Source organism: Taklimakanibacter deserti (genome assembly GCA_003574785.1).
Genome location: QORU01000009.1, coordinates 251,796 through 278,079, shown reverse-complemented (window position 1 = coordinate 278,079; position 26,284 = coordinate 251,796). Strand labels below are relative to the sequence as shown.

At 61.5% G+C, this 26,284-nt stretch carries 27 protein-coding genes and 1 tRNA gene; 15 read left to right on the top strand and 13 right to left on the bottom strand.

Translation table 11 applies throughout. The features are described 5' to 3' along the window. The 4 genes from ehuA to ehuB are packed head-to-tail and all read right to left on the bottom strand — an operon-like array spanning position 1 to position 3,076. Entirely contained in the window at positions 1 to 843 is an 843-nt protein-coding gene (gene ehuA, locus DS839_RS20540) for an ectoine/hydroxyectoine ABC transporter ATP-binding protein EhuA (RefSeq protein WP_119272325.1), read from the bottom strand. Then, positions 831 to 1,487 (bottom strand): ectoine/hydroxyectoine ABC transporter permease subunit EhuD, encoded by a 657-nt coding sequence (gene ehuD, locus DS839_RS20535; RefSeq protein ID WP_119272324.1) that lies wholly within the window; start codon positions 1,485 to 1,487, stop codon positions 831 to 833. The genes ehuA and ehuD overlap by 13 nt, the downstream gene beginning before the upstream one ends. Continuing rightward, entirely contained in the window at positions 1,484 to 2,152 is a 669-nt protein-coding gene (gene ehuC / locus DS839_RS20530) for an ectoine/hydroxyectoine ABC transporter permease subunit EhuC (RefSeq protein ID WP_368911790.1), read from the bottom strand. Before ehuC ends, ehuD begins: the two co-directional genes overlap by 4 nt. 42 nt (positions 2,153 to 2,194) lie before the next feature. Then, on the bottom strand, positions 2,195 to 3,076 hold the full coding sequence (gene ehuB, locus DS839_RS20525; RefSeq protein ID WP_162918692.1) for an ectoine/hydroxyectoine ABC transporter substrate-binding protein EhuB: 882 nt from the start codon (positions 3,074 to 3,076) through the stop codon (positions 2,195 to 2,197). 210 nt (positions 3,077 to 3,286) lie between these two features. Here ehuB and DS839_RS20520 point away from each other — a divergent pair, with 210 nt between their 5' ends. Beyond that, entirely contained in the window at positions 3,287 to 4,231 is a 945-nt protein-coding gene (locus tag DS839_RS20520) for a LysR substrate-binding domain-containing protein (protein ID WP_119272322.1), read from the top strand. Positions 4,232 to 4,278: 47 nt separating this feature from the next. On the opposite strand, the gene DS839_RS20515 is transcribed toward DS839_RS20520, so the two are convergent. From DS839_RS20515 to DS839_RS20505, 3 genes are all read right to left on the bottom strand, one after another. Then, positions 4,279 to 5,427, bottom strand: coding sequence for an alpha-hydroxy acid oxidase (locus DS839_RS20515; RefSeq protein WP_119272321.1), 1,149 nt, complete (start codon positions 5,425 to 5,427; stop codon positions 4,279 to 4,281). 32 nt (positions 5,428 to 5,459) lie between these two features. After that, on the bottom strand, positions 5,460 to 7,115 hold the full coding sequence (locus DS839_RS20510; RefSeq protein ID WP_162918691.1) for a thiamine pyrophosphate-requiring protein: 1,656 nt from the start codon (positions 7,113 to 7,115) through the stop codon (positions 5,460 to 5,462). Between the two features lie 466 nt (positions 7,116 to 7,581). Further along, positions 7,582 to 7,656: transfer RNA gene (locus DS839_RS20505), tRNA-Gly, on the bottom strand. A gap of 111 nt (positions 7,657 to 7,767) precedes the next feature. On the opposite strand from DS839_RS20505, the gene DS839_RS20500 reads away from it, so the two are divergent. The 6 genes from DS839_RS20500 to DS839_RS20475 all read left to right on the top strand — a co-directional run bounded on the left by DS839_RS20500 (position 7,768) and on the right by DS839_RS20475 (position 11,357). After that, positions 7,768 to 8,262 (top strand): prolyl-tRNA synthetase associated domain-containing protein, encoded by a 495-nt coding sequence (locus tag DS839_RS20500; protein WP_119272401.1) that lies wholly within the window; start codon positions 7,768 to 7,770, stop codon positions 8,260 to 8,262. 48 nt (positions 8,263 to 8,310) lie between these two features. Next, positions 8,311 to 8,901 (top strand): hypothetical protein, encoded by a 591-nt coding sequence (locus DS839_RS20495; RefSeq protein WP_119272319.1) that lies wholly within the window; start codon positions 8,311 to 8,313, stop codon positions 8,899 to 8,901. 305 nt (positions 8,902 to 9,206) lie between these two features. Then, positions 9,207 to 10,136, top strand: coding sequence for a thioredoxin (gene trxA / locus DS839_RS20490; RefSeq protein ID WP_119272318.1), 930 nt, complete (start codon positions 9,207 to 9,209; stop codon positions 10,134 to 10,136). A gap of 6 nt (positions 10,137 to 10,142) precedes the next feature. After that, a complete protein-coding gene (locus tag DS839_RS20485) occupies positions 10,143 to 10,814 on the top strand; it encodes an LON peptidase substrate-binding domain-containing protein (RefSeq protein ID WP_119272317.1) in 672 nt (223 codons plus the stop codon). Positions 10,815 to 10,821: 7 nt separating this feature from the next. Further along, positions 10,822 to 11,007, top strand: a complete 186-nt coding sequence (locus DS839_RS20480) for a Trm112 family protein (RefSeq protein ID WP_119272316.1) — start codon at positions 10,822 to 10,824, stop codon at positions 11,005 to 11,007. Then, entirely contained in the window at positions 11,004 to 11,357 is a 354-nt protein-coding gene (locus tag DS839_RS20475) for a gamma-butyrobetaine hydroxylase family protein (RefSeq protein WP_119272315.1), read from the top strand. The genes DS839_RS20480 and DS839_RS20475 overlap by 4 nt, the downstream gene beginning before the upstream one ends. Before the next feature lie 86 nt (positions 11,358 to 11,443). On the opposite strand, the gene trmB is transcribed toward DS839_RS20475, so the two are convergent. From trmB to lnt, 4 genes are all read right to left on the bottom strand, one after another. Further along, on the bottom strand, positions 11,444 to 12,103 hold the full coding sequence (trmB, locus tag DS839_RS20470; protein ID WP_119272314.1) for a tRNA (guanosine(46)-N7)-methyltransferase TrmB: 660 nt from the start codon (positions 12,101 to 12,103) through the stop codon (positions 11,444 to 11,446). Further along, on the bottom strand, positions 12,100 to 13,293 hold the full coding sequence (gene metK, locus DS839_RS20465) for a methionine adenosyltransferase (RefSeq protein ID WP_119272313.1): 1,194 nt from the start codon (positions 13,291 to 13,293) through the stop codon (positions 12,100 to 12,102). Before metK ends, trmB begins: the two co-directional genes overlap by 4 nt. Positions 13,294 to 13,583: 290 nt before the next feature. Next, the gene (locus DS839_RS20460) at positions 13,584 to 13,988 is read right to left on the bottom strand and encodes a helix-turn-helix domain-containing protein (RefSeq protein ID WP_119272312.1); all 405 of its coding nucleotides are present in this window, start codon (positions 13,986 to 13,988) and stop codon (positions 13,584 to 13,586) included. A 195-nt stretch (positions 13,989 to 14,183) separates the two neighbouring features. Next, entirely contained in the window at positions 14,184 to 15,752 is a 1,569-nt protein-coding gene (lnt, locus tag DS839_RS20455) for an apolipoprotein N-acyltransferase (RefSeq protein WP_162918690.1), read from the bottom strand. A 66-nt stretch (positions 15,753 to 15,818) separates the two neighbouring features. Here lnt and DS839_RS20450 point away from each other — a divergent pair, with 66 nt between their 5' ends. After that, positions 15,819 to 16,613, top strand: coding sequence for a maleate cis-trans isomerase family protein (locus DS839_RS20450; RefSeq protein WP_368911769.1), 795 nt, complete (start codon positions 15,819 to 15,821; stop codon positions 16,611 to 16,613). Between the two features lie 175 nt (positions 16,614 to 16,788). Here DS839_RS20450 and DS839_RS20445 read toward each other — a convergent pair whose 3' ends face one another. Together DS839_RS20445 and speB are read right to left on the bottom strand one after the other, a co-directional pair. Next, positions 16,789 to 17,214: an EamA family transporter gene (locus DS839_RS20445; RefSeq protein ID WP_119272309.1), complete on the bottom strand. Its 426-nt coding sequence runs from the start codon at positions 17,212 to 17,214 to the stop codon at positions 16,789 to 16,791. Between the two features lie 2 nt (positions 17,215 to 17,216). Next, positions 17,217 to 18,191: an agmatinase gene (speB, locus tag DS839_RS20440; RefSeq protein WP_119272308.1), complete on the bottom strand. Its 975-nt coding sequence runs from the start codon at positions 18,189 to 18,191 to the stop codon at positions 17,217 to 17,219. A gap of 167 nt (positions 18,192 to 18,358) precedes the next feature. Here speB and DS839_RS20435 point away from each other — a divergent pair, with 167 nt between their 5' ends. The 7 genes from DS839_RS20435 to DS839_RS20405 all read left to right on the top strand — a co-directional run bounded on the left by DS839_RS20435 (position 18,359) and on the right by DS839_RS20405 (position 26,266). Continuing rightward, entirely contained in the window at positions 18,359 to 19,423 is a 1,065-nt protein-coding gene (locus DS839_RS20435; RefSeq protein ID WP_119272307.1) for a dipeptidase, read from the top strand. Position 19,424: 1 nt separating this feature from the next. Next, the gene (locus DS839_RS20430) at positions 19,425 to 20,540 is read left to right on the top strand and encodes an NAD(P)/FAD-dependent oxidoreductase (protein WP_162918689.1); all 1,116 of its coding nucleotides are present in this window, start codon (positions 19,425 to 19,427) and stop codon (positions 20,538 to 20,540) included. A 162-nt stretch (positions 20,541 to 20,702) separates the two neighbouring features. Beyond that, on the top strand, positions 20,703 to 22,298 hold the full coding sequence (locus DS839_RS20425; protein ID WP_119272305.1) for an ABC transporter substrate-binding protein: 1,596 nt from the start codon (positions 20,703 to 20,705) through the stop codon (positions 22,296 to 22,298). Between the two features lie 56 nt (positions 22,299 to 22,354). Then, the gene (locus DS839_RS20420) at positions 22,355 to 23,368 is read left to right on the top strand and encodes an ABC transporter permease subunit (RefSeq protein WP_119272304.1); all 1,014 of its coding nucleotides are present in this window, start codon (positions 22,355 to 22,357) and stop codon (positions 23,366 to 23,368) included. Further along, entirely contained in the window at positions 23,358 to 24,269 is a 912-nt protein-coding gene (locus DS839_RS20415) for an ABC transporter permease subunit (protein ID WP_368911768.1), read from the top strand. Before DS839_RS20420 ends, DS839_RS20415 begins: the two co-directional genes overlap by 11 nt. Before the next feature lie 12 nt (positions 24,270 to 24,281). Next, positions 24,282 to 25,277: an ABC transporter ATP-binding protein gene (locus DS839_RS20410; protein WP_119272302.1), complete on the top strand. Its 996-nt coding sequence runs from the start codon at positions 24,282 to 24,284 to the stop codon at positions 25,275 to 25,277. Continuing rightward, complete coding sequence (locus DS839_RS20405; protein WP_119272301.1) at positions 25,274 to 26,266, top strand: peptide ABC transporter ATP-binding protein; 993 nt, start codon at positions 25,274 to 25,276, stop codon at positions 26,264 to 26,266. Before DS839_RS20410 ends, DS839_RS20405 begins: the two co-directional genes overlap by 4 nt. The last annotated feature ends 18 nt before the right edge of the window (positions 26,267 to 26,284 follow it).

Genomic DNA, 26,284 nt, shown 5'->3' with positions numbered 1-26,284 from the left:
TTACCTTCCCTGGACCTTTCCCGTTAATTCAAGATCAGGTTTTGCTTCCGCATTCAGAACCGCATTCAAGAACGCGCGGGTTCGTTGCTCGACCGGCCTTCCCAGTATGAGATCAGGTGGTCCCTGCTCGACGATGCGGCCACCCTCAAAGAAGCAGACGCGATCGGCGATCTCGCGCGCAAACCCCATTTCGTGGGTGACCAGGATCATAGTCAGGTCATGCTCGTGCGCGAGTTCACGGATCACCTGAAGAACCTCACCGACAAGTTCCGGATCGAGGGCGGAGGTTACTTCGTCGAACAGCATCAGCCGCGGTCGCATCGCCAGGGCACGCGCTATCGCTACCCGCTGCTGTTGGCCGCCGGAGAGGCGGGCGGGATAGCTGGCCATTTTGTCTGATAAGCCCACCTTCCTTAGCAGCTCGGCGGCTCGCGCTTCCGCTTCCTGCCGCGACAGGCCAAGCACTCGACGCGGCGCCAACGAAACGTTCTCCAGGGCCGTCATGTGCGGAAACAGATTGAACATCTGGAAGACCATTCCAATCTTTTCGCGGATCTTGCGCAGATGCGCTTGGTTCGCCGGGCGTCGTTGACCGTCGACCAAGCGGTGCCATACCGGCTGACCGTCGATATCAACCGACCCGCTATCGATTCCTTCCAAGGTCATCAGGATTCGAAGCAGCGTGGATTTGCCGGATCCGCTTGGTCCGATGAAGACAACTTTCTCTCCATGTGCGACGTCCAGCGAAAGCTCGTTCAGGACCCGTGTTGGACCAAAATCCTTGACTACGCGATGGAATCGAACCATCGGGTGGGTTGGCTGCGATTGCGTCATCGTGTCCATCTTCCCAGCCAGCGTTCGACCTGCTGCACGAGCGCCGCGGCGCTCAAGCTCAGCACGAGGAAGATTGCGCCGACGATTGTGTAAGGCTCGGTGTATCGGAATGTTTCCGAGCCGATCAATTTTGCAACCGAGAGCATCTCATGTACCGAGATGACGAACAGGATGGGTGTCTCCTTGAACATTCCGATCAGGTAGTTGCCGAGTGCCGGCACGATCGGAAGCAAAGCCTGTGGCAGCACGATGTCGCGAAATGTGTGGTAGCGCCCAAGATTGAGAGCGACGGAGGCCTCACGCTGTCCCTGCGGCACTGATTCGAATCCAGCGCGAAAAACCTCCGATATGTAGCATCCATAGTGCAGCCCCAGGGCCAGGACTCCAGTCAGCCAGGCGCTCATCACGATGCCCCAGTTCGGAAGCACGTAGTACAGGAAGAAGATCTGCACGAGGAGGGGCGTGGAACGAATCGACTCGACAAAGCCGATGACAGCCCACGCAATTACTCCGCGACGTGGCCGGCAGGCGAAGATGAGGCCGATAACCATGGCCGCCGCGAACCCGCCGAAGGTCGCCGCAATGGTAACTCGTGCGCCCCCCAGGATCTGGGGAATTATGGATATGGCGAAATCCGTGTCCCAGAAACTCATGGCATAGTCCGCCGATCGATGCCCCTCGCGGCCCATCGCTCAAGGGCGCGAAAGACCGAGGTCAGGCAGATCGCCAATCCCAGATACATCAATAGTGTGAGACTGAATATTTCCAGTGGACGGTATGTACGACTGTATATCTGATAACCGGCATAGGTGAGGTCTGTGACCGAGATCAGCGAGACCAGCGCCGTCCCCTTCAGAACTTCAATTGACAGATTGCTGAAGGGCGGCAGCATGGTTCGAATGGCCTGCGGCAAAACCACGTCGAACATTGTTGACACGGCCGATAGATTGAGTGCCGTCGCCGCTTCCCACTGACCTTTCGGAAAGCTCTGCAGGGCACCCCTGACGATCTCGGAGCCGTACGCACCGCCATTCAATCCAAGAGCGAGGATGCCGGCGGCAATCGGCGGTATCTGGAGTCCCAACTTCGGAAGCACAAAATAGAGCCAGAACAACTGCACCAAGATTGAGGTGCCGCGGAAGAACTCGACATAGACACGCGAGCTCCATCGAATGATGCGCCACCGCGCAAGGCGCCCGATACCAGCGATAAAGGCGAGGATAAATGACAGCAAGATTGCACCTGCCCCCACTTCAATGGTTCGGACCAATCCTACGCTCAGAGGTCCGAGATAATCAAAGATTGGAGGCAGGTTCACAATGAAGCTCAATCGAGAACCGAAGCATGCGACGATATAGTCTCACTTCCCTTCGCAGAGTTCTTGGGCTGTCTTTGGTGGCGTAGGCGGATTCTCGGCACTGGTGATGCCGAAGGGAGCATAGAGGGCCGCCTGTTCGGGGCTGCCGCGGAAGGTGGCGAGCTGCGTGTTGAATGCATCGCGCAGATCGGTGTCCTCCTTGCGGAATACTTCACCTTGATAGAATTTCATCAATGCCCCCTCGATGACGACATCGCCAAACGGAAGCGCGCGCTCGACGCCCCCGCTGGGCCCCAACTCGTTAAGCATGGCTTGAACGGTGACCGGCGCCAACGCGAACGCATCGATCCGATCCGCTTTCAGTCCGGCAAGCATCGCGGCCGGATCGGGGAAATTGACCAAACGGGCCTCTGGCATGCCGAGTGCCTTCAGCCAATTGCCTTCCTCTGCGCCCTGGATTACGCCAATCCGCGCGTCGGCACTCTTCACTGCATCATCGTAACTGTGGATGTTTTTCGGATTGCCTGCCTTGACCATCATAGCGCTGCCAATGCCGACCGACGGTTCGTCGAATATCACAACCTCGCACCGTTTTGGCCGCACAGCCATTCCTGTGGCGATGATGTCGATCTGGTTGGCTTGCAAGGCCGGGATCAGGCTATCCCAGGCCATGTCAACTGCCTCGATATTGGCTATTCCGATCTTCGTCAGGATTGCGCGCGCGTTCTCAATGGCAAGCCCTGTTGGCTTGCCATTCTCGTCTATATAGGCAAATGGTTTTTCGCTGTTGAATCCAATGCGGAGCTTGCCTTCCCTCTTTCCGCGTTCGAGCGTGGTTTCGGCCATTGCCAAGGTCCCAACCGCCACCATCGAGACAATGGCTACCAATAGCGTGCATATCGTTCTTCTAGTCCAGGCGAGCATGTTAACCTCCCGTCTCTTAGGCATTATTTTTCATTCACCCGGACGACAGGTGAACACTACGGTTAGCCTGAGGCAATAGACGAGAAGTGATTCTTAGATTAATATCCATCTTAAGTTATCAGATGGCTTGTGCTTATCCGTTTGGCATTGCACACATTTGCATCCTGTCTCTGTCTTTGCACAGAAAACCGGCTGGGGCCCCTGGAGACAATGGTTTCTACAGAGGATATTCGCTTTTTTGTGGTTTTGGCCACATCGTCTTCGCTATCGGCGGCCGCACGGTCGCTTGACGTGACCCCGCCGGCCATCAGCCAGCGCTTACGGCTGATGGAGGAGAGGTTGGGTGTCCGATTGCTCGACCGAACCCGGCGCCGGATGATACTGACCGACGAGGGCAGCGCCCTCGTCGAACGAGGGCGCGAAATCCTCGACGAACTCGGGCGCTTGACGGATACCCTGGCGGCGCGCCGGGGTACTGTTTCGGGGCATCTTGGTATCGTGGCACCATTCGGCTTTGGCAGGCGCTATGTCGCACCGCTTGTCGGCCGTTTTCGTGGCTCTTTTCCTGACTTGAACATCAGTCTCAAACTATCGGACAGGCCGGGTCATGAACAGGATTCCGCCTGCGACCTGGTGATCCATATCGGCCAGCTGCGCAATTCTTCCCTGCAGGCGAGGCGTTTGGCGCCAAATGATCGGTTTCTCTGTGCTGCGCCCGAGTATTTGGCAAAGCGTGGAACACCGGAAAACCCTGAAGATCTCCGACACCACGATTGCATCGTTCTGCGGGAGAATATGGAGGACGCCACCAAGTTGAAGTTCTTGCAGGATGGGAGCCGCACCCCTGTCCAGGTCAGAATCGAAAGCGCCCTATCGAGCAATGATGGCGATGTCATCCGCACCTGGGCGCTGGCAGGTCTCGGGCTGATGGTTCGATCGGAGTGGGATGTCGCCGAAGATCTGGCGGCTGGCCGATTGGTCCGTCTGATGGAGCGTTGGCGCTTGCCGCCGGCCGATATCTACGCACTCTCAGAAAGCCGCCATGGCCGGTCCGCGCGGGCGAAGCGTTTTCTGGACTGGCTGCGAGATTCACTCAAGCCCGTCCCCTGGCGAAATTTAAAGCCGTTGCCGGTTGCTGCAGTCGGTGGAGATTGACGACGTACCCATCAGGGTGCTCCCGCCTCAACGACTATTGGACGCTATCACGGATTTTCTTTCCAGACGAAGCTTGGCAGGTCCGTAAGTTTCTCGCACCCGATTTGCCCCATTGTCGAACGTAATTCTTCTCGCAGCACGGAGATGACGTGGTCGCCTCCCGTTCGGCCAAGAGCGGCGACACCGAACATGAAGGCGCGGCCCAGAAGGACGAAATCCGCCCCACATGCCAGCGCCCGGGCAATGTCTAGGCCGGACCTGATTCCACCGTCGACCAGGACAGGCATATTCGCGCCGATGGCACGTTTCACCTCGGCCAGGACTTCGATCGCGGCCGGCGCCGCGTCGAGCTGCCTCCCGCCATGGTTTGAAACGACGATGGCATCAACCCCGATCCCTTTGCACGCCACGGCGTCGGCCGGATCGAGCACGCCCTTGGCGACAAGCTTCCCACGCCACCGATCACGGATTCTTTTCAACCGCTCCACTGAGACATGGCCCTCCATGATCCTCGCCACGAACTCGCCAAGCTCAACCAGGTTCAACTTTCCGGGCAGATAGGGTTTCAGATTTTCAAACTCGGGAACTCCCGTTTGAAGCGTGTGAATCGCCCATGCCGGGCGCTGCAGAATTTGAAGGAGCGTTCTGACGTCAAAGCGTGGTGGAATTGATAGACCGTTTCTAATATCGTGCTCGCGTCGCGTCGCGGTTGGCACATCAATCGTGACAACAAGGGTTTCGTATCCCGAGCGCTGCGCCCGAGCGATAAGATCCTCCTCGATCGCCGCGTCATTGGGGACATTGAGCTGAAACCAGGCATATTGCGGCGCGAGCTGGGCAATGCGCTCCAAGCGAGTGGTCGCAAACATGCTTAGGGCGAAGGGAATCTTGTGGCTTTGCGCCGTGACGGCAAGGAGTTCGGCAGATCCCGGCCAAATCATCCCGCTCAAACCCATCGGCGAGACACCAATGGGAAGGTCGTAGGTTCGATCCAAAAGTGTACAGGCAAGATTGGGCTTGCAACTCGTAAGGTATCTCGGGAGAAACCTCACGGCATCGAGGGCCTGGCGGTTGCGTCTCAAGCCAAGCTCTGCGCCAATCCCCCCAACCATATACTCGAAGGCAAATCGCGGCACGCGGCGTTTCGCCGCCACCTCCATCGACGCGACAGTTGGATACTTTTGGTCAACATTCATTCTGGTGTTGGAATGGCATCAGGCGCCGGCCGTTACATCTTCGGAAGAAGATTCGGTATGCGCACCTCCTCGCGCGTGATGATTTCGATGAGTGCTGGCATACCCTTGGCATTTTGCGCCAAAGCCCGTCTTAGCGCCGGCTTGATATCGGCAGGCTTATCCACGCTCTCGCCGTGTCCGCCCATAGCGGTCGCCATCGCCGCATAATTTCCACCTAACTTCTCGATTGAATACTTCTTGGCCGCTTCAGGATGATGTCTCGTGTAGCCGCCCATGACGGAGTTCTTAAGGACGATCGTGGTTACGCCGATCTGGTTGCGCACCCCGGTTTCAAAGTCCATCCCAGTCATGCCAAACGCCGCGTCTCCCATGATATTGATGCAATTCCAATCCGGGCGCGCCAACCTCGCGCCGTGCATCAGGCCGAGTCCCATTCCCAACTGTGTGGTTTTACCCCAGCCCATATAACCATGAGGAACAATGGTTTCGTAGAAGGCCGTCACCTGATCACGCGGCGTACCCGCATCATGAGTCACGACGGTTTTGCGGCGATCCACGGTGTGCATGAGATCCCAGACGACCCGATATGGCGAAATCGGTTCTTCCTCAGAGGTCAAATGCGGCATCCACTTGGCCATGAACGCGGATTTGACAGCGGCGACCTCGCCTGCAATTGCGTTTTCAGCTTTGCGCCCGTCTGGTCCGATACGGCCCTTTATCACCTCTATGACTGCGGCAAGCGAGAGTTTCGCGTCTCCGATGACCCCGAGGTCGACCGGGTAGTCTTTGGAGATATCGCCTTCCCAGTTGGTGAGCTGTGCAAATATTCTGCCTTCGGTCGGGAAGGGTGTGATGTAGTCCGATCGCGTAAAGCTCGTTCCCAGCCCAATGATCAGATCCGCCTTATCTAGAAAATGGATGACCTGATCAGGACGCGAATACCCTGCACAGCCAAGCGCCAGCGGATGGTTCTCTGGAAAGCAACTCTTTCCATTCAATGTCGACATGACCGGGATTTGTGTGAGCTCGGCCAACTCCAGCAGTTCGCGGCAAGCCTCGGCATAGAGGATGCCTTGACCCGCCACGATAACCGGAGCACGGGCGCGCAGAATGGCATTGGCCAGATCCGCAATGTCCTTTGGATCGGCAATCGGTGTCGAGCGGCGCTGCACCTTATATGCTGCCGCCAAGCTGGGATCGACCTCTTCGGTCATAATGTCGATGGGCACCTCCAACGTCACCGGCCCGGGCCTGCCATTTCGGAGCAATGCGAAGGCATGCTGCAGCATTTGCGGGATACGCCCCGAAACCGGAACCACCTCGCACCATTTGTTTAGAAACTGCATGTTGCGAGCAGCGCTGAAGTTGGGCGCTACGCCTTGGCTTTCTCGAGCATACCCGCCGGGGATATGCAGCACGGGTACGTTATCTGCATAACATTGCGCGATGGCTCCAACCGAATTCTCCGAACCTGGGCCATGTTGGACCGCCGTGCAGCAAATCTTGCATCCGGCCGTCGTTCGCGCATAACCGTCGGCAATATGCAGTGCATGACGTTCTTGCCGTACAATGATCGGTCTGATTCCAAACTTGGTTCCTGCTTCAATAAGATCGCTGTAGGGAAAGGCGGGCATGATCGCCACACCTTCCTTGCTTAAGATGGACGCAATAAGCTCGGAACCATTCATCTTCATCGCCTGCCCCACATTTCACTCGTCTTGATCATCAAGCGTTGTAGTTAGGCACGCCAATTCACGGGTTACAATTAACTCGACTTTGATAGTGAAGTTAATGCAGTAGTTATTGAATGCTCGACGAACAGCTCTCTCGATGCATGCGAGTCTTGCGGTTCTTTCAGACGGCGTGGCTTCGGACGATGACGTATTGGCGCCGAGTATGGCAGGTCGTTCCTGAAGCGGCGCAAAAGCCGATGCGGTGGGTACGAGACAAGGTCATTGCGTATGCCGTTCGTCGCAAAGGACGAAAGGTCCATCACGTGGACCTAGGCGAGGGACGCTGTCCTTCGGCCCCAATATTTCGGGCAAAGTCCGCCATCGACTTCCTGCAATTTCTTCGCTTTGCTTCCCCAGCCAAAATCAAATAGGGCCCCTCCGCCATGGGACCTTCATACGGCATTGATTTCATGTATAAATTTGGAGCGGGCGAAGGGATTCGAACCCTCGACCCCAACCTTGGCAAGGTTGTGCTCTACCCCTGAGCTACGCCCGCATTAGGTAAGGCGCCGGTTGAGTTCCGGCGCGCCGGTCTTATTGCTTAAGCCCGGCACAAATGCAATAGGAACCTCGCTTTTCCGGTAAACCCTTCCTTCAGATGGTGAAAATGCCTTCCAGCCGCGCCGATCTCATGGCCCGATTCTCGCAGCTGGGTATAAAGACCCAGACCCGCGAGCACCCACCCGTCTTCACGGTCGAGGAAGCAAGGGAGCTGCGCGGCCAGATCCCGGGCGGCCATTGCAAGAACCTCTTCCTCAAGGACGAGAAGGGCGTCGTCTGGCTGATCGTCTGCCTGGAGGATTCGAAGATCGACCTCAAAGCGGCCCCGGCCAGGATCGGCTCGCGCCGGCTGTCCTTCGGCAAGCCGCCGCTCCTCATGGAGCTCTTGGGGGTCGAGCCCGGCTCCGTCACCCCCTTCGGCCTGATCAACGACACCGAGAACCGCGTCACCGTCATCCTCGAGGAGCGCATGATGCAGGAGCCCCTTCTCAACTATCACCCGCTCAGCAATGACGCTACGACGACCATCGCCGCGGCCGATCTCTTGACCTTCATCCGCTCCTGCGGGCATGAGCCCCGCATCGTGGCGCTTGCCGATTGAATCATTCCGACTTGCGCTTTCCGCTCGCCTGGCGATGATCGGCGCATCATGGAAGCCGCACCTATTCCTCATGATGCGTTCATCCACATCCGCATCATCCTCGGCATCGTCCTGGGCTTGAGCCTGACGCGTCTCGTCTCAGGCTTGACGCGTTTCGTGCAGCATCCCCAGCGCGAGCAGATCTACCCGATCCATTTGGGCTGGGTCCTGTTCCTGCTTCTCGCCATCACCCATTTCTGGTGGTTCGAGTTCGGACTGGCCTCGCTCAGCCACTGGACCTTCGAGATCTATCTCTTCCTGATCTTCTATGCCGCGATCTTCGCGGTCCTCGCCGCCCTTCTGTTTCCCGACCGCATGGACGAGTACAAAGGGTTCGAGGACTATTTCCAGTCGCGCCGCCAATGGTTCTATGGCTTCCTGGCGCTCATCTTCGTGCTCGACCTCATCGACACCTGGATCAAGGGGGCTGACTATTTCCGCTCCTTCGGCATCGAATATCCCCTGCGCCAGGCCGCCTTCGCCTTGTGCTCGATCATCGCCATGTTCGTGCCGAGCCGGCGCTATCAGGCCGCCTTCGTCACCGTCGGGCTCATCTACCAGCTGTTCTGGATCCTCAGGCAGTTCGAGGTCCTGGCCTGAGGATTCGCTCTTGCTATCGCGGGCCAGACCGTGAGATTTGGAGAATCTCAGCATGGGCCTATGCATCTCGAGCGCCTCGGCGTCCTACCCGGCCGGATAATTCCCTGCTCGCTCAAGCGGAATTCCCTGCTCGGAACGCTAAGCCCTTGATTTTGCTGAGGCCGGCACTTTTTGCAAAAAATCCCTGATAATCCCTGATAATCCCTGAATTTGCGGGCGCCTGACCGCAAAATCCCGCCCGGTTGCAATCACTTGCCCGATCCGCCATTTAAGGGGTGAAAATCCCGCTTCCGAAAGGTCCTTCCATGGCTATCTCCTCGCAAGCCGTCCCCAAGACGAATGGCTCCGACGGCCCGCCCGCGGGCGCGCTGATCAAGGATTCCGACACCCGCAACTTCATGGCGGATGTGGTCGAGACCTCGCGCAAGGTGCCGGTCATCGTCGATTTCTGGGCCCCCTGGTGCGGCCCCTGCAAGCAGCTCGGCCCCATGCTCGAGAAGCAGGTGCAGCAGGCGGGCGGCAAGGTCCGGCTGGTCAAGATCAATGTCGATGAGAACCAGCAACTCGCCGCCCAGATGCGGGTGCAGTCGATCCCGGCCGTCTTTGCCTTTGTCGACGGCCAGCCGGTCGACGGCTTCATGGGGGCGCTGCCCGAAAGCCAGATCAAGCAGTTCATCGACCGCCTGGGGTCGCAGGGCAGCATGGCCGAGGAGATCGAGGCCGCGGTCTCGGCCGGCCGCGAGGCGCTGGCGCAGAACAACCTCGCCGAAGCGGCGCAGATCTTCGCCCAGGTCTTGAGCGTCGACCGCGAGCATGCGGGCGCCATCGCCGGCCTCGCCAAGTGCCAGATCGCGTCCGGCGATCTCGACCAGGCCAAAGCGACGCTTGCCCTGGTGCCGCCCGCCAAGGCGAACGATCCCGAGGTGGTGAGCGCCAAGGCGGCGCTCGAGCTCGCAGCGACCCCGGTCGATCACGGCGAGATCGCCAAGCTGACGCGCGCCGTCGAGGCCAATGCCGATGACCACCAGGCCCGCTTCGACCTGGCGCTGGCGCTCAATGCCGCCGGCAAGAAGGAAGAAGCGCTCGACAATCTCCTCTACATCGTCCGGCGCAAGCGCGACTGGAACGACGAGGCGGCGCGCAAGCAGCTCGTCAAGTTCTTCGAAGCCTGGGGCCCCAAGGACGAGTTCACCCTGCAGGGCCGCCGTAAATTGTCCTCTATTCTGTTCTCTTGATGGGTGATGGGTTTTCTCGACCAGTATAGGGCTCCGGCCGATCTGCCGCGCCGGCTGAAAGTGTTCCCGCTGCCGGGCGCGCTGCTCCTGCCGCATGCCGAATTGCCGCTCAACATCTTCGAGCCGCGCTATCTCGCGATGATCGAGGATGCGCTCGCGGGCGACCGGCTCATCGGCATGATCCAGCCGGACAAGGACGAAGCCGACTTGGCGGGCGCTCCCGCCTTGAAGCATATCGGCTGCGCCGGGCGCATCACCTCTTTCGCCGAGACGCCGGACGGCCGCATCCTGATCACCCTCTCCGGCATCTGCCGTTTCGCCATCGCCAAGGAATTTTCGACCGACAAGCCCTATCGCGAGGTCGAGCCGGATTTCTCAGGCTTCGCCGACGACCTCGCCGAGGCCGAAGGCGATGACGGCGTCGACCGCACCTCGCTCCTCAAGGTGTTCCGCGAATATCTCGCCGCCAATGACATGAGCGCCGACTGGGACCAGGTCAGGGCCGCCTCCACCGAGGCGCTGGTCAACACGCTGGCGGTCTTGGCGCCGCATGCGCCGCGCGACAAGCAGGCGCTGCTCGAGGCGAAGGACCTGAAGTCCCGTGCCGACGTGCTGATCGCGCTCACCGAGATGGCGCTGGCGCGGCAGGGTGCTGGGCCCACTTCCGGCCTCCAGTGAGACTTAGATGAGCCGCGCCACCGATCCCAAGCTGCTCGAGATCCTGGTCTGCCCGATGACCAAGACCAGGCTCGACTATGACCGCGAGAAGCAGGAGCTGATCTCGCGCGCCGCGCGCCTCGCTTACCCGATCCGCGACGGCATCCCGATCATGCTGGCGGACGAGGCGCGCGAGCTCGGCGAAAACGAATGACGAGCGACCCGCCGGAGGAGATTCGGCTCAAGGACCATGGCCGCACCCTCGAGATCACCTATGGCCCGGGCGAGACCTATGCGCTTTCGGCCGAATATCTGAGGGTCGAAAGCCCGAGCGCCGAAGTAAAGGGCCATGGCCCAGGCCAGGAAGTGACGGTTGCCGGCAAGAAGAATGTGAGAATCCTGCGCCTCGCCCCCGTCGGCCATTATGCGCTGCGCATCGTCTTCGATGATCGTCACGACACCGGCCTCTACACCTGGGGCTATCTGCGCGAGCTCGGCCGCGACGAACCCAAGCGCTGGCCGGCCTACCTGGAGAAACTCGCGGCCGAGAAGCTGATGCGTTGACGGCTCCCACAACCGTCATCCCGGCGAAAGCCGGGATCCATTGCATAAGTGCAACTGGGAGGCACTGCTCGCGTGGAAGAGAATTTTCAATCCCTTCTGAACGTCAGATAGCTCGGCATGCGGCCTTCGCGCTTGGCCTTGGCCTCGTAGCGCGTTTCGATCCAGTCCGGGAAGGGTTCGCGCCAGTCGGCTGCCGCCTCGGCGAGCCAGGTGAAGCCGCCTGATTTGCGCGTCTCGAACAAGGTCCATTGCACATAATGGGCGATGTCGCTGGCGAACAGGAAGAGGCCGCCCGGTTTCAGCAAACGGCGGAAGTGGCGCAGATTCTCCTGGGAGACGAGGCGGCGGCGGTGATGGCGGGTCTTGGGCCAGGGATCGGGATAGAGCAGATAGATGCGCTCGAGCGAGCCGTCGGGCAGGTCCGCGAAGAGCTCGCGCGCATCGCCCGCATGGACGGAGATGTTGCGCAAGTCCTTCGCTTCGATGAGCGCGAGCAGCTTCGCCACGCCGTTGACGAAAGGCTCGGCACCGATGAAGGCGATGTCGGGATGGAGCGCTGCCTGATGCGCCAGATGCTCGCCGCCGCCGAAGCCGATCTCGAGCCTCGCCGGCTTGCGGCGATCGAGACGCCCCGGATCGAAAGCAAGCATGGGCAGAAGCTCGGCGATCAGCCTCGCATGATGCGGACGCAAGGCCTTGCCCTTGCGCCGCCCATAGAGCTGGAAGCGCTGCGCCTCGTCGGTCACTTCACCGCGGCTTTGAGCGCCTTGACGAGATCGGTCTTCTCCCAGGAGAAGCCGCCGTCCTTTTCCGACCGCCGGCCGAAATGGCCATAGGAGGAGGTGCGCGCATATATCGGCTTGTTGAGGCCGAGATGGGTGCGGATGCCCCGCGGCGTCAGGTCCATGACCTTGGCCAAGGCCTTTTCGAGCTTCTTCTCGTCGACCTTGCCGGTGCCGTGGGTGTCGACATAGATCGACAAGGGCTGCGCCACGCCGATGGCATAGGAGAGCTGGATGGTGCAGCGCTTGGCGAGACCGGCGGCGACCACGTTCTTGGCGAGATAGCGCGCCGCATAGGCCGCCGAGCGGTCGACCTTGGTCGGGTCTTTGCCTGAGAAGGCGCCGCCGCCATGCGGTGCGGCACCGCCATAGGTGTCGACGATGATCTTGCGCCCGGTGAGCCCGCAATCGCCGTCGGGGCCGCCGATGAAGAATTTACCGGTCGGGTTGATGTGCCAGACCGTGTGCCCGTTGATCCAGCCCTTGGGCAGCGCCTTCTTCACATAGGGCTCGACCAGCTTGCGCATGTCCTGGGACGACAGGCTCTCATCGATATGCTGCTGCGAGACGACGATCTGGGTGACGCCGACCGGCTTGCCGTTCTTGTACTGGACGGTGACCTGGCTCTTGGCGTCGGGCCCCAGCGCCTTCTCCTTGCCGGAGCGGCGGGCCTCGGACAGCTCCTGCAGGATGCGGTGGGCATAATAGATGGGGGCCGGCATCTGCTCCGGCGTCTCATCGCAGGCATAGCCGAACATGATGCCCTGGTCGCCCGCCCCTTCGTCCTTCTTCTCGGCGGCATCGACGCCTTGCGCGATGTCGGCCGACTGGCTGTGCAGCAGGATCTCGATCTCGGCTTTCTTCCAGTGGAAGCCGTCCTGCTCGTAGCCGATGTCCTTGATGGCCTTGCGCGCGGCGGCCTCGATCTTGTCATGGGTGACGCTGACGGGCCCCCTATATTCGCCGGCGATGATGGCGCGGTTGGTCGTGCACATGGTCTCGCAGGCGACGCGCACATGCCCCGGATTCATGCCCTGGGCCAGGGCCTCGCGATAGAACAGGTCGACCACCTCGTCCGAGATGCGGTCGCACACCTTGTCCGGATGTCCTTCGGAAACCGATTCGCTGGTGAAAAGATAGTTCTTCCGAGCCATAGTCATCCTTTATCCAATCCCCGTCCACTCCCCCGCGAGAGGCCGCGGAAAGCCGGGCGTTTTCTGACAGGCTTGCCAAATCAGGTCAAGCGGTCGGCGCCTTTGCCGCAGGCGGGCCGTGACGCAAGGGAGTCTTCGAGCGATCCGCGACAGGCGGCGATATGCGCCGGCAAACTCCTGAATCCAGAGGGTTTTTCGTGCAGGTGGTCGATGAGGCATGCTTTGCGAGCAGGACCGTCACTCCAGGCGGAGCCGCCTGGAGTGACCGTCTTCCTGTTGTGCGAAAGGGCTTACGGGCCCTTGTAGTCAGCGAGGAGCTTCACCGCATTGAGGATAAGCTTGCGCTTGTCCGGATCGGTGGTCTCGCTGAAGATTCGGGCGATCTGCACACCATCGGGCGACTGGAGGGCGCCCGCGATGGCATCAGCCCCTTCCGACTCGGCAAAGCCGGAAGGGCCGTCATCTTCCTTCAGCTCGTCATAGAAAAACTGGACCGGCACGCCAAGGACGCGCGCGATCTGATAAAGGCGGCTAGCGCTGACGCGGTTCGAGCCTTTTTCGTATTTCTGGACTTGCTGGAATGTGATGCCGAGTAATTCGCCAAGCTTCTCCTGGCTCATACCGACAAGTAGCCGCCGCATGCGCACCCGATTGCCCACATGGCGGTCGACGAAGTTCGGGTCTCTTTTTGTCATTAAAGTACGTTTGTCCGACCACTGTTGATCCCCCGGTCTGACCAAATGTTACTTACCGAATGAACCTGAACCGACGCTTGAGCCCCTGTCATTTCGGCGGCGTAATGCTTAAACCACCCGCCCCATTTTTACAAATGGATTTATAGTGAGGTGCAACAATATTGAATTGGCAGGGTTCACATTTTCGACAGTGTACTACGATGATTGTCGTAGGACAATTCCAGCCAGAACGAGGAGAATGATGAGGCCAGCCAGGATGAAGTCGCCGGCGCGCGCATAGAGCGTCGGCGGCAGGCTCCGCGGCAGCTTGCCATCGAGCACGCCCTCGACGCCGAGCGGCAGGCTCGCTTGGCTCCGCCCATAGGCATCGACGATCGTCGATATGCCGGTATTGGCGGCGCGCACGAGCGGCAGGCCTTGCTCGATCGTGCGCAGTCGCGCTTGCGCCAGATGCTGATAGGGTCCGCTCGAACGCCCGAACCATCCGTCATTCGTCACATTGATGATGGCGGACGGGCGCTCCTTCGGATCGATGAGATCATGCGGGAAGATCGCCTCATAGCAGATGAGGACGGCGGCAGGCGGGAGACCCGGGAGCGTGATGTTGCGGGGGCCGGGACCTGCGGCGAAGCTTTCCGGCACGGTCACGACTTTGCGGAATCCGAGCGGCTTGAGGATATCCTCGAAAGGCAGGAATTCGCCGCCGGGCACGAGCCGCCACTTGTCGTAATGCGCCACGAGGCTCGCATCGCCGTCGAAGGCGAGAACGCTGTTGTAGACGCGCCGCTCGCCTTGCCCTTGCGCATCGCGCCGGAGCGCGCCCATGACGAGCGCGGTCTGCTGCGGCAGCAGCTCGGCGAGTTCGGCCAATCCTTGCGCGCTCTCGTCGATGAAGAAGGAGACAGAGCTTTCCGGCCAGATCACCAGGGAGATGTCGTCGATGCCGCGCGGATAGTGCGGGCTGGGCTGCGATGACAGCCGCTTCAGTTTGTCGAAATTCTCCCTGGCGCTCTCGGGCCGCCATTTCGCTTCCTGCGCGATATTGGGCTGGACGATACGCAAGGCGACACCGTCGACGGTTCCGCCATCGGCTCCGCCCAGGCGATGATTGCCCCACAGCCACAGCCCCGGCAGGACGACGAGGAGCGCCGCGGCCGCGAGCCACTCGCGCCGGCGCACCGACGCGAAGCCGAGCAAGGCGGGGAGCGTTGCCCAGAGCACGATGAAGAGAGTGAGGCCCGGCATGCCGATGAGAGAGGCCGCTTGCGCGAAGCCGCCCATGCCGTCGACGGCGAGGCCCGGCGCCGTCCAGGGAAAGCCGGTGAGGAAATGGCCGCGCAGCCACTCCGCGACGGCGATGAAGATGGCAAAGGTGATGATGCGCGCGAGACCCTTTTGCCCAAGGATGACCGTCGCCATGGCGGCGAGTCCCCAATAGAGCGCCATGCCGCCGGCGAGCGCGCCCACCATGAAGGGCATCATCCACAGATAGGTCGCGGCATCGACCAGGAAGGCGATGCCGATCCAGTAGAAGCAGGTAGTGAAATAGCCGAGGCCGAACAGCCAGCCTTGGGCGAAGGCCTGACGCGACGACGCCTTGCCGAGCGACCAGACGAGGATCGGAAAGCTGAGGAACAGGAGCGGCCAGAAATCGAAGGGCGGCATGGCGAGACCCGCCACGGCGCCGGCGAGGAACAGGAGCCCCGCTTTGCGCCAGAAGCCGAGCATGCCTACGCTTTGGGCAATTCCCTCCAGCCGACTCATGGCGCTACTATAGGTGCACGATCCGGACCCTGATACACTGCCCATATGCGGCCAATGGAGGCATCGATGGACCAGAAGACCAAAGACAGCATGATCCTCCTCGAGCATCTGCCTTTCGCAACCGACCGCGGCATCGCCGAGAAGGCGCGCATCGGCCTCATCGTGCTCGCGACCGACTACACGATCGAGCATGAATGGCGCCGGATCATGACCGATCTCAAAGGTGTCGCGCTCTATCACAGCCGCATCCTCAATGACGCGCAGATCACGCCCGAGACCTTGCGCGCCATGGAGCCGCGCATCGCCCAATCGGCCGACGTCATCCTGCCCGGCGCCGATTTCGACGTGATCGCCTATGGCTGCACTTCGGCCTCGATGGCGATCGGCGAGGAGAAGGTGTTCGAGCGCATCAGGGAAGTGCGCCCTCATGTCGAATGCACCACGCCGATCACCGCCGCCTTCGCCGCCTTTCGCAGCTTTGGCGCCCGCCGCATCGGCGTGCTCACCCCCTATCGCGCCGATGTGAACCGGATCGTGGCGAACTACATCTCGGCGCGCGGCTTCACCGTTCCGGTCTTCGGCTCCTTCAACGAGGAGGACGACAATATCGTCGCGCGCATCACGCCGAAGTCGATCAAGGACGGCATCCTCGCCATCAAGAAGCGCGCCGAGATCGACGCCGTCTTCGTCTCCTGCACTTCGGTACGCCTTGCCGAAGCGGCCGCCGACATCGAGCGCGAGATCGGCCTGCCGGTCACCTCGTCCAATCACGCGATGGCCTGGCATGCGCTGCGCCTTGCGCGTTACGAAGAAAAGCTGCCGCAATGGGGCAAGCTGTTCACCCTGCCGCTGACGGCGTGATCCCTCACCATCACTTCCCCTTCTCCCGTTGCGAAGCAATGGGAGAAGGTGCCCGAAGGGCGGATGAGGGCACTTCTGAAACAGTGACGGATCTCAGGCAAAGAGCCCTCACCCGGCCTTCGGCCACCCTCTCCCATCCTGCGGACGGGAGAGGGGGAAACCCGGAGAGAACTTGCTACCGCACCGCCACCAAAATGATGCCCATCGTGCACAGCACGACGCCGAGCCAGTTCACCGCCGACAGCTTCTCGCCCAGGAAGAGGCTCGCGAACACCGCCACCAGCACGATGCTGAGCTTGTCGACCGGCGCCACGCGTGCCGCATCGCCGAGCTTGAGGGCACGAAAATAGCACAGCCACGAGGCGCCGGTGGCGAGTCCTGAGAGCAGCAGGAACAGGTAGGTTCGCCCAGAGATGCTGCCCGGCGACTGGAATTGCCCGCTCGCCGCCAGGATCAAGGCGAGCACGCCCGCAATGATCAGCGTGCGGATGAATGTGGCGAGATCGGGCGGGATGGCCTCGACGCCGACCTTGGCGAAGAGCGCCGTCAGCGCCGCGAAGACGGCCGACAGCAGCGCCCAGAACTGCCAGGACGACAGCATTTCTACCTCCGCTTGGCCACGTCTTCCGCCATTGAGCACAGGATCTCGAACATCATGGTGGCGCCGGCATAGGCGGTGACGCCCGATGGATCGAAGGGTGGGGAGACCTCGACCACGTCGGCGCCGACGATATGGAGGCCGCGCAAGGCTCGGAGCATCTGCTGCGCCTCAAAGGTGGTGAAGCCGCCGATCTCGGGCGTGCCGGTGCCGGGCGCATAGACCGGGTCCAGCATGTCGATATCGAAGCTCACATAGATGGGACTGTCGCCCACGATGCGCCGGGCTTCCTCCATGACCGCTTTGGTTCCCTTCTCCATCGCCTCTTCGATGCGGATGATGCGCACCCCCACCTTCTCGGCATAGTTGATGTCCTCGGCGTCATACATCGTGCCCCTGATGCCGATCTGCACCGTGCGTTTGGGATCGAGCACGCCCTCTTCGATGGCGCGGCGGAACGGCGTGCCATGGGTATATTTGAAGCCGCCGAAATACTGGTCGTAGAGATCGGTATGGGCGTCGAAATGGATCATGCCGACGGGACGCTTTTCGCCGACCGCGCGCAGGATCGGCAGCGAGCAGAGATGATCGCCGCCGGCCGCCAGCGGCCTGATGCCTTTGCCGACGAGCGCCTTGAACCAGGTTTCGACCCGCTTGAGCCCGTCCTGCACATCGGCCGGGTTGACCGGGCAGTCGCCGAGATCGGCGCAGTTCACGAGGTCGTAAGGCACGGTGCGGGTGATTTGGTGCATCCGCCGGATCATGGCGGAATTGTCGCGGATCTGCCGCGGCGCATGGCGTGGGCCCGGGCGGTTGGTAGTTCCCGCATCCCAGGGGATTCCGGCAAGCCCGATCTCGATGCCTTTTGCCTCGTCCAGCGGCACATGCGGCAGGCGCATGAAGGTCGCAATGCCGCCGAAGCGCGGCGTGACCATGCCGGATACGGGCTGGTTGAACGGGCTTTTGGAATTCTTCACCATGCGGCAGACCTTTTCGTGGATTCGTGGCCGGGGAGCATGGCATGGCGGCCCAAGCCTTGTAAAACCACCCCTCCCCCCTCAGCAGATCAGCCTTTCACGGGTAAGGGGTTCACTCACGCGCCCACATAAGCTATGGGCATTTTTCCACATCCCGCGATGGTTCCCCGATGACCGACAGACTGCCCATTTTCGACGGCCATAATGATGTGCTCTTGCGCCTCTTCAACAAGAAGAACGACGCGGCGCATGAGCAATTCCTCACCGGCGACGGCGAAGGCCACATCGATCTGCCGCGTGCCATCAAGGGCGGCTTCGGCGGCGGCATGTTTGCCGTCTATATTTCGTCCAGGGACGATATCGGCGATGTCGAGGAGATGATGAAGGGCTCGTCCTATGACGTGCCCTTGCCGCGCATCATCTCCTCCGCCGAGGCGCTGCCGACGGCGGTGGCGATGATGGCGATCCTGTTCCGCATCGAGCGCGCCTCCGATGGCCGCGTGAAGGTCTGTCGCACCGCGCGCGAAATCCGCGACTGCCTCAAGCGCGGCGTGCTGGCGACCGTGCTCCATATCGAAGGCGCGGAAGCGATCGATGAAAAGCTCGATGCGCTCGAGGTCTTTTATCAGGCGGGCCTGCGCTCGATCGGCCCGGTCTGGAGCCGGCCGACCATTTTCGGCCACGGTGTGCCCTTCCGCTTCCCGGCCGGTCCCGATACCGGCCCCGGCCTCACCGATGCCGGCAAGGCGCTGGTCAAGGGCTGCAACGAGCTCGGCATCGCCATCGACCTCTCGCATCTCAATGAGAAGGGCTTCTGGGACGTGGCCCGCCTCTCCACGGCGCCCTTGATCGCCACCCACTCCAACGTCCATGCCATTTGCCAGCACACGCGCAACCTGACCGATCGCCAGCTCGCCGCCATCCGCGAGTCGGGCGGCATGGTCGGGCTCAATTTCGCGACCTGCTTCCTGAGGGCCGACGGCCAGGTGAACCCCAATACCTCGCTCGATCAGATGCTGCGCCATATCGACTATCTGATCCAGCATCTCGGCATCGAAGGTGTGGGCTTCGGCTCGGATTTCGACGGCGCGGTCGTGCCCCAGGAGATCGGCGATGTGTCGGGCCTCGGCAGGCTGAGCGACGCCTTGAAGAAGCGCGGCTTCAGCGACGATGTGATGCGCAAGCTCTGCCATGAGAACTGGATCAACGTGCTCGAGCGCAGCTGGGGCGAGTGACGTGTCGCGCAGTGTTGATGTCATCGTCATCGGCGGCGGCATTGCCGGGGCCTCGGTCGCAGCACGCCTCGCCCGCGACCACAAGCTTGTGGTGCTCGAGATGGAGGACCGCCCGGGCTACCACTCGACCGGCCGGTCGGCGGCGACCTACGAGCCGAATTACGGCCCGCCTTCCATTCGCAGCCTGACCCGCGCCAGCGGCGATTTCTTCGTAGCACCGCCCGAAAGCTTTGCCGCTTCACCTCTGGTCTCGCCGCGCCCCACCATCTTCGTGATACCGGAGCATCAGCAGCGCGAGGCCGAGGCGCTGCTCAAGACCGGCGTCGACTTCAGCGCGATATCCGTCGCCGAGGCGTGCCGCCAGTTCCCGCCGCTGCGCGCCGACTATGTCAAGGAGGCCCTGCTCGACGCGACGACCGCCGACATCGATGTCGACCTCCTGCATCAGGGCTTCCTGCGGATGATCAAGGCGGAAGGCGGCGAGATCGTCTGCAAGGCCGAGGTGCGGGCGATCGCGCGCCGCGGCGGCGCCTGGGAAGTGTCGACGCCGGCGGGCTCCTTCACTTCCGCCATTCTCATCAATGCCGCCGGCGCCTGGGGCGACGAGATCGCCAAGCTTGCGGGCCTTGCTGGCGTGGGGTTGCAGCCCAAGCGGCGCAGCATGGCGGTCGTGCCGGTCGAAGCTCAAATGAACGTGATGGCCTGGTCCTTTGTCGGCGATGTCGGGGAGACCTGGTATGCCAAGCCGTCGGGGGGCAGGCTGCTGGTCTCGCCGGCCGAGGCCGAGCCCGTCGGCCCCCATGATGCCTATGCCGACGACATGACCCTCGCCGAGGGCATTGCCCGGTTCCAGGAGGCCGTCGATATCGAGGTCACCCGCCTCGCCGGGAGCTGGGGGGGCTTGAGATCCTTCGCGCCCGACGGCAATCCGGTTTGCGGTTTCGACAGCGATGCTCAAGGGTTCTTCTGGCTGATCGGCCAGGGGGGCTATGGCATCCAGACCTCCCCGGCGCTCAGCGAGCTCGCCTCGGCCCTGGTCCGCCACAAGGCCGTGCCGGCCCATATAGAAAGAGAAGGCCTCAGGCTCGAGGACCTTTCGCCGGCTCGTTTCCATTAGCCAACGGGACCGGCCGCAATCGGTAATTATCCGAAAGTATGAGACGATTCTTTGGAATAACCGCGTTTCGCCTCTCAGTTCACTTCCATCGAAAAAGCTGCTTATATGCCGCACCGCCTTGAATGAATAAGGCGCTAAACGGACCCACCAGGGAGGACTTTTATGAAACGTATGACAATGCTGGCATCGGCATTGCTCGTTGGCACGATGCTGGCGGCAGGCGGTGCCCAGGCCAAATCTTTGGTCTATTGCTCGGAAGGCTCGCCGGAGAATTTCACGCCGGCGGTCAACACCACGGGCACCAGCTTCGATGCGGCGCGCCCGGTCTACAATCAGCTCGTCGAGTTTGAGCGCGGCACCACCAACGTCGTGCCGGGCCTTGCCGAATCCTATGAGGTTTCGCCGGACGGGCTCACCGTCACCTTCAAGCTGCGCAAAGGCGTCAAGTTCCATTCCGGCGTCAACGGCTTCACCCCGACACGGGACTTCAATGCCGACGACGTCATCTGGTCTTTCGAACGTCAGTGGAAGGCGGATCATCCGTATCACAAGGTTTCCGGCGGCGCTTACGACTACTTCAACGACATGGACATGCCCAACCTGTTGAAGGGGCTCGAGAAGGTCGACGACCTGACGGTGAAGATGACGCTCAGCGAGCCGAATGCGCCCTTCATCGCCAATCTGGGGATGGATTTTGCCAGCATCGGATCGGCCGAATATGCCAAGTTCCTGCAGGACAAGGGAGCGCTCGAGCAGTTCGACCAATTCCCGGTCGGCACCGGTCCCTTCCAGTTCGTCGACTATCAGAAGGATGCCGTGATCCGCTACAAGGCCTTCGACGCCTATTGGGGCGGCAAGGCCAAGATCGACGACCTCGTCTATGCCATCACGCCGGATGCCACCGCGCGCTATGCCAAGATGAAGGCCGGCGAATGCCATGTGATGGGCTATCCGAACCCGGCCGATCTCGAGGCCATGGGCAAGGATGAGGGCATCACCCTCATGAACCAGGCCGGTCTCAATATCGGCTATCTCGGGCTCAACGTGAAGAAGCCGCCCTTCGACAAGAAGGAAGTGCGCCAGGCCATCAACATGGCGATCGACCGCGACTCGATCCTGAAGGAGGTCTATCAGGGCGCCGGACAGAAGGCCAAGAACTTCATCCCGCCGACCATCTGGTCATACAATGACGCGGTGAAGGACTATGAGTATAACCCGGACAAGGCCAAGGAGATGCTGAAGGCTGCCGGCGTCGAGAACCTGCAGAGCGATCTGTGGTGGATGCCGGTGCAACGCCCCTACAATCCGAATGCCAAGCGCATGGCGGAGATGATGCAGGCGGACTTGGCCAAGGTCGGCATCAATGTCGAGCTCAAGTCCTATGAATGGGGCGAGTACCGCAAGCGTCTGCAGGCGGGTGAGCACCAGATGGGCCTTTTGGGCTGGACCGGTGACAATGGCGACCCGGACAACTTCTTCTTCCTCATGGGCTGCACGGGTGCCCGTGAAGGCGGCCAGAACATCTCGAAGTGGTGCGACCAGACCTTCGAGGACAAGCTGCAGCAGGCCAAGAAGCTGTCGGAGAAGGCCGACCGCACCAAGCTCTACGAGGAGATGCAGGTTTTCTCCAAGGAAGAGGCGCCGGTCGTGACCATCGCTCACTCGACCGTGTTCGAGCCGGTCAGCAAAAAGGTGTCTGACTACAAGGTCAGCCCCTTGGGCCGCCATGAATTCTACGGCGTAGATATCGCCGAATAACGATGCAGGAGCGGGGCGGCACTACAACCGCCCCGCTCCGCTTATAGCCAGAAGCCATGTTTCGATTTCTTTTGCGCCGACTGGCGCTGACGGTGCCGACTTTCCTGGCGCTGATGTTCGTTACGTTCATGATGATCCGCCTCGTGCCGGGCGATCCGATCGAGGTACGGCGCGGTGAGCGCGGGATTTCGCCCGAGCGCTTGGCCGAATTGCGTCATGAGATGGGTCTCGACCAGCCGATCTGGAAGCAGTTCCTGGACTATGTCTGGGGCCTCTTGCATGGCGATTTCGGCGTCTCGATCATCACCAAGAAGCCGGTATTCGAGGAATTCCTGACCCTCTTTCCGGCCACGGTCGAGCTGTCCTTCTGCGCGCTTCTCTTCGCCATCCTCATCGGCATTCCGGCCGGCGTCATCGCCGCCTCGCGCCGTGGCGGCATCTACGACCAGACTTTGATGGGTTTGGCCCTTACCGGCTATTCCATGCCGATCTTCTGGTGGGGCCTCATCCTCATTCTCATCATGTCGAACACTTTGCACCTCACTCCGGTGTCGGGCCGCGTCGACCTCATCAAATACTATTACCCGCAAGTCACCGGCTTCATGCTCATCGACAGCCTGCTTTCGGGCAAGAGCGGCGCCTTCATGGATGCGGTGCGGCATCTCATCTTGCCGACCATCGTGCTCGGCACCATCCCGCTCGCCATCATCGCGCGCATGACGCGCTCGTCGATGCTCGAAGTCCTGGAAGAGGACTATGTGCGCACAGCCCGCGCCAAAGGCCTGCCCACCTCGCGCGTCATCGGCATCCATGCCTTGCGCAATGCGCTGATTCCTGTCGTTACCGTGATTGGCCTCTCGGTCGGCGGGCTGCTCGCGGGCGCCGTCCTCACCGAGACGATCTTCTCCTGGCCGGGTGTCGGCAAGTGGCTCATCGAATCGATCGGCCGGCGTGATTATCCGGCGCTGCAAGGCGGCATCATGCTGATCTCGAGCATCGTCATCGTGGTCAACCTGCTCGTCGATCTCACCTATGGTCTCATCAATCCGAGGATTCGCCATGCCCGTTGACGTGACCTTGCCTTCGGCCGCTCAGCGCCCGCAAAGCCCGCCGAGCCCGCTTCTCAGCTTCTGGCGTTCCTTCCGCGAGAACCGTGGCGCCGTCTTGGGCCTCGCCGTCGTCTCGATCGTCATCTTCATCGCGATCTTCGCCAATGTGCTGGCGCCGCATGATCCCTTCGAGCAGTTCCGCGGCTTCACCAAATTGCCCCCCGTTTGGGCCGAGGGAGGCACCTGGACCTATCCGCTCGGCACCGACGCGCTCGGCCGCGACATGCTTTCCCGCCTGATGTATGGCAGCCGCATCTCTTTGTTCATCGGCCTGTCGGTGATGGTGGTCTCGATGTTCGTGGGCGTCGTCCTGGGATTGGCCTCCGCCTGGTTCGGCGGCTTCGTCGATGTGATCATCCTGCGCATCATGGATCTGATCATGTCGATCCCGAGCCTGGTGCTCGCCATCCTCATCGTCGCCATCATCGGCCCCAACCTCACCAACACGATCATCGCGGTGACCGTCGTGTATTTGCCGCGCTATGTGCGCCTGGTGCGCGCTTCCGCCTTGACCGAGCTGTCGAAAGATTATGTCACCGCGGCCAAGGTCTCAGGCGTCGGCCCGTTGCGGCTGATGCTCGTGACGGTTCTGCCCAATTGCCTGCCGCCGCTCATCGTGCAGGCGGCCTTGGGCGTATCCGACGCCATTCTCGAGGCGGCAGGCCTCGGCTTCCTTGGCCTCGGCGCACAACCGCCGACCCCCGAATGGGGCACCATGCTCGCCGATTCCCGCGACCTCATCACGTCCCATCCCTGGGTCATGGCATTGCCCGGCATCGCCATCTTGATCACGGTTCTCGCCATCAATCTCATGGGCGACGGCCTGCGCGACGCGCTCGATCCCCGCCTCAAGAAGAGTTGAGAAAGCGCGATCATGTCCCTCCTCGACATCCAGAACCTCACTGTCGAATTCAAGACCGCCAGCGGCTGGTTCCGTGCCGTGGACGGCGTCTCGCTCAAGGTCGACTCGCGCGAGGTCCTCGCCATTGTCGGTGAATCGGGTTCCGGCAAGTCGGTGTCCATGCTGGCGGTGATGGGGCTTCTGCCCTGGGCGGCGAAAGTGACTGCCGACCGCATGCAGTTCGCAGGCCGCGAGCTTCTGGCCATGAGCAAGCGCGAGCGCCGCCAGATCATCGGCAAGGACATCGCCATGATCTTCCAGGAGCCGATGTCGAGCCTCAATCCCTGCTTCAAGGTCGGCTATCAGCTCACCGAGGCGCTGAAGACCCATCTCAACATGGACAGGGCCAAGCGCCGCGAACGTGCCATCGAGCTTTTGCGTCTGGTTGGCATCCCAGCGCCTGAAACCCGGCTCAATTCCTTCCCGCATCAATTGTCGGGCGGCATGAACCAGCGCGTGATGATCGCCATGGCGATCGCCTGCAACCCCAAGCTCCTGATCGCCGATGAGCCGACCACCGCGCTCGATGTGACGATCCAGGCGCAGATCCTCGACCTGCTCCTCAAGGTGCAGCGCGACACCGGCATGGGGCTCGTTCTCATCACCCATTCCATGGGCGTCGTCGCCGAGACCGCCGAGCGCGTGTCGGTGCAATATGCCGGCCAGAAGGTCGAGGAGCAGCCGGTCAGGGGCCTGTTCCGCGATCCGCACCATCCCTATACGGCGGCCCTTCTCGCCGCTCTGCCCGAGCGCGCCCATATGAAGCGCCTGCCGTCGATCCCCGGCGTCGTGCCCGGCCAGTTCGACCGTCCGATAGGCTGCCTGTTCTCGCCGCGCTGCACCTTCGCCACCGATCTGTGCCGCACCGAGGTCCCGCCGCAGCAGAAGGAGCTGGGCGACGCCCTTTGCCACTATCCCCTGAAGAACGGCGTGGCGCTCGGCCATCCCGGCAAGGAGAAGGCCGCATGAGCGATGAAACCGTCGTCATTGCCCGCGATCTCGCCCGCTATTACGAGGTCTCGCGCGGCGCCTTCCGCGAATCGGCGACGCTCAAGGCGCTCGACGGTACGAGCTTCACCGTCAAGCGCGGCCAGACGCTCGCCGTCGTCGGTGAATCGGGTTGCGGCAAATCCACCCTCGCCCGCCTCGTCACCATGATCGAGACGCCGACCTCGGGCTCGCTGCAGATATCGGGCAACGAGATCGTCGGCGCTTCACCCCAGACGCTGCGCAGCCTGCGCTCGAAGGTGCAGATCGTCTTCCAGAACCCATACGGCTCGCTCAATCCGCGCCAGAAGATCGGCCACACGCTGGAAGAGCCCTTGCTCGTCAATACCTCGCTCCCGGCCAAGGAGCGCACCGAAAGAGCGCGCGCCATGATGGCCAATGTCGGCCTGCGTCCCGAGCATTATGAACGCTATCCGCACATGTTCTCGGGCGGCCAGCGCCAGCGCATCGCCATCGCCCGCGCCCTCATGCTCGATCCCGACATCCTCGTCCTCGACGAGCCGGTCTCGGCGCTCGACGTGTCGATCCAGGCGCAGGTGCTGAACCTTCTCGCCGACATCCAGGAGCGGCTCAATCTCGCCTATCTCTTCATCAGCCACGACCTCTCGGTGGTGCGTCACATCGCCAATGACGTGATGGTGATGTATCTCGGCCGCGTCGTCGAATACGGCACGCGCGACAACATCTTCAACAATCCGCAGCATCCCTATACCCGCGCTCTGCTCTCGGCGACGCCGATGGCGGATCCCGAGCGCAAGCGCGAGCGCATCGTGCTCAAGGGCGAGCTGCCCTCGCCCCTCAACCCGCCGACCGGCTGCGCCTTCAATCCGCGTTGTCCGCTCGCCTTCGATCTCTGCCCGATTGAACGTCCCCAACTCCTTGCGCATGAGGCGAGCCTTGTGGCATGCCATGCCGTGAACAAGCCCGAGGCCCGAACCAAAGCGGCCTGACGACGTAATCGGAGAAGT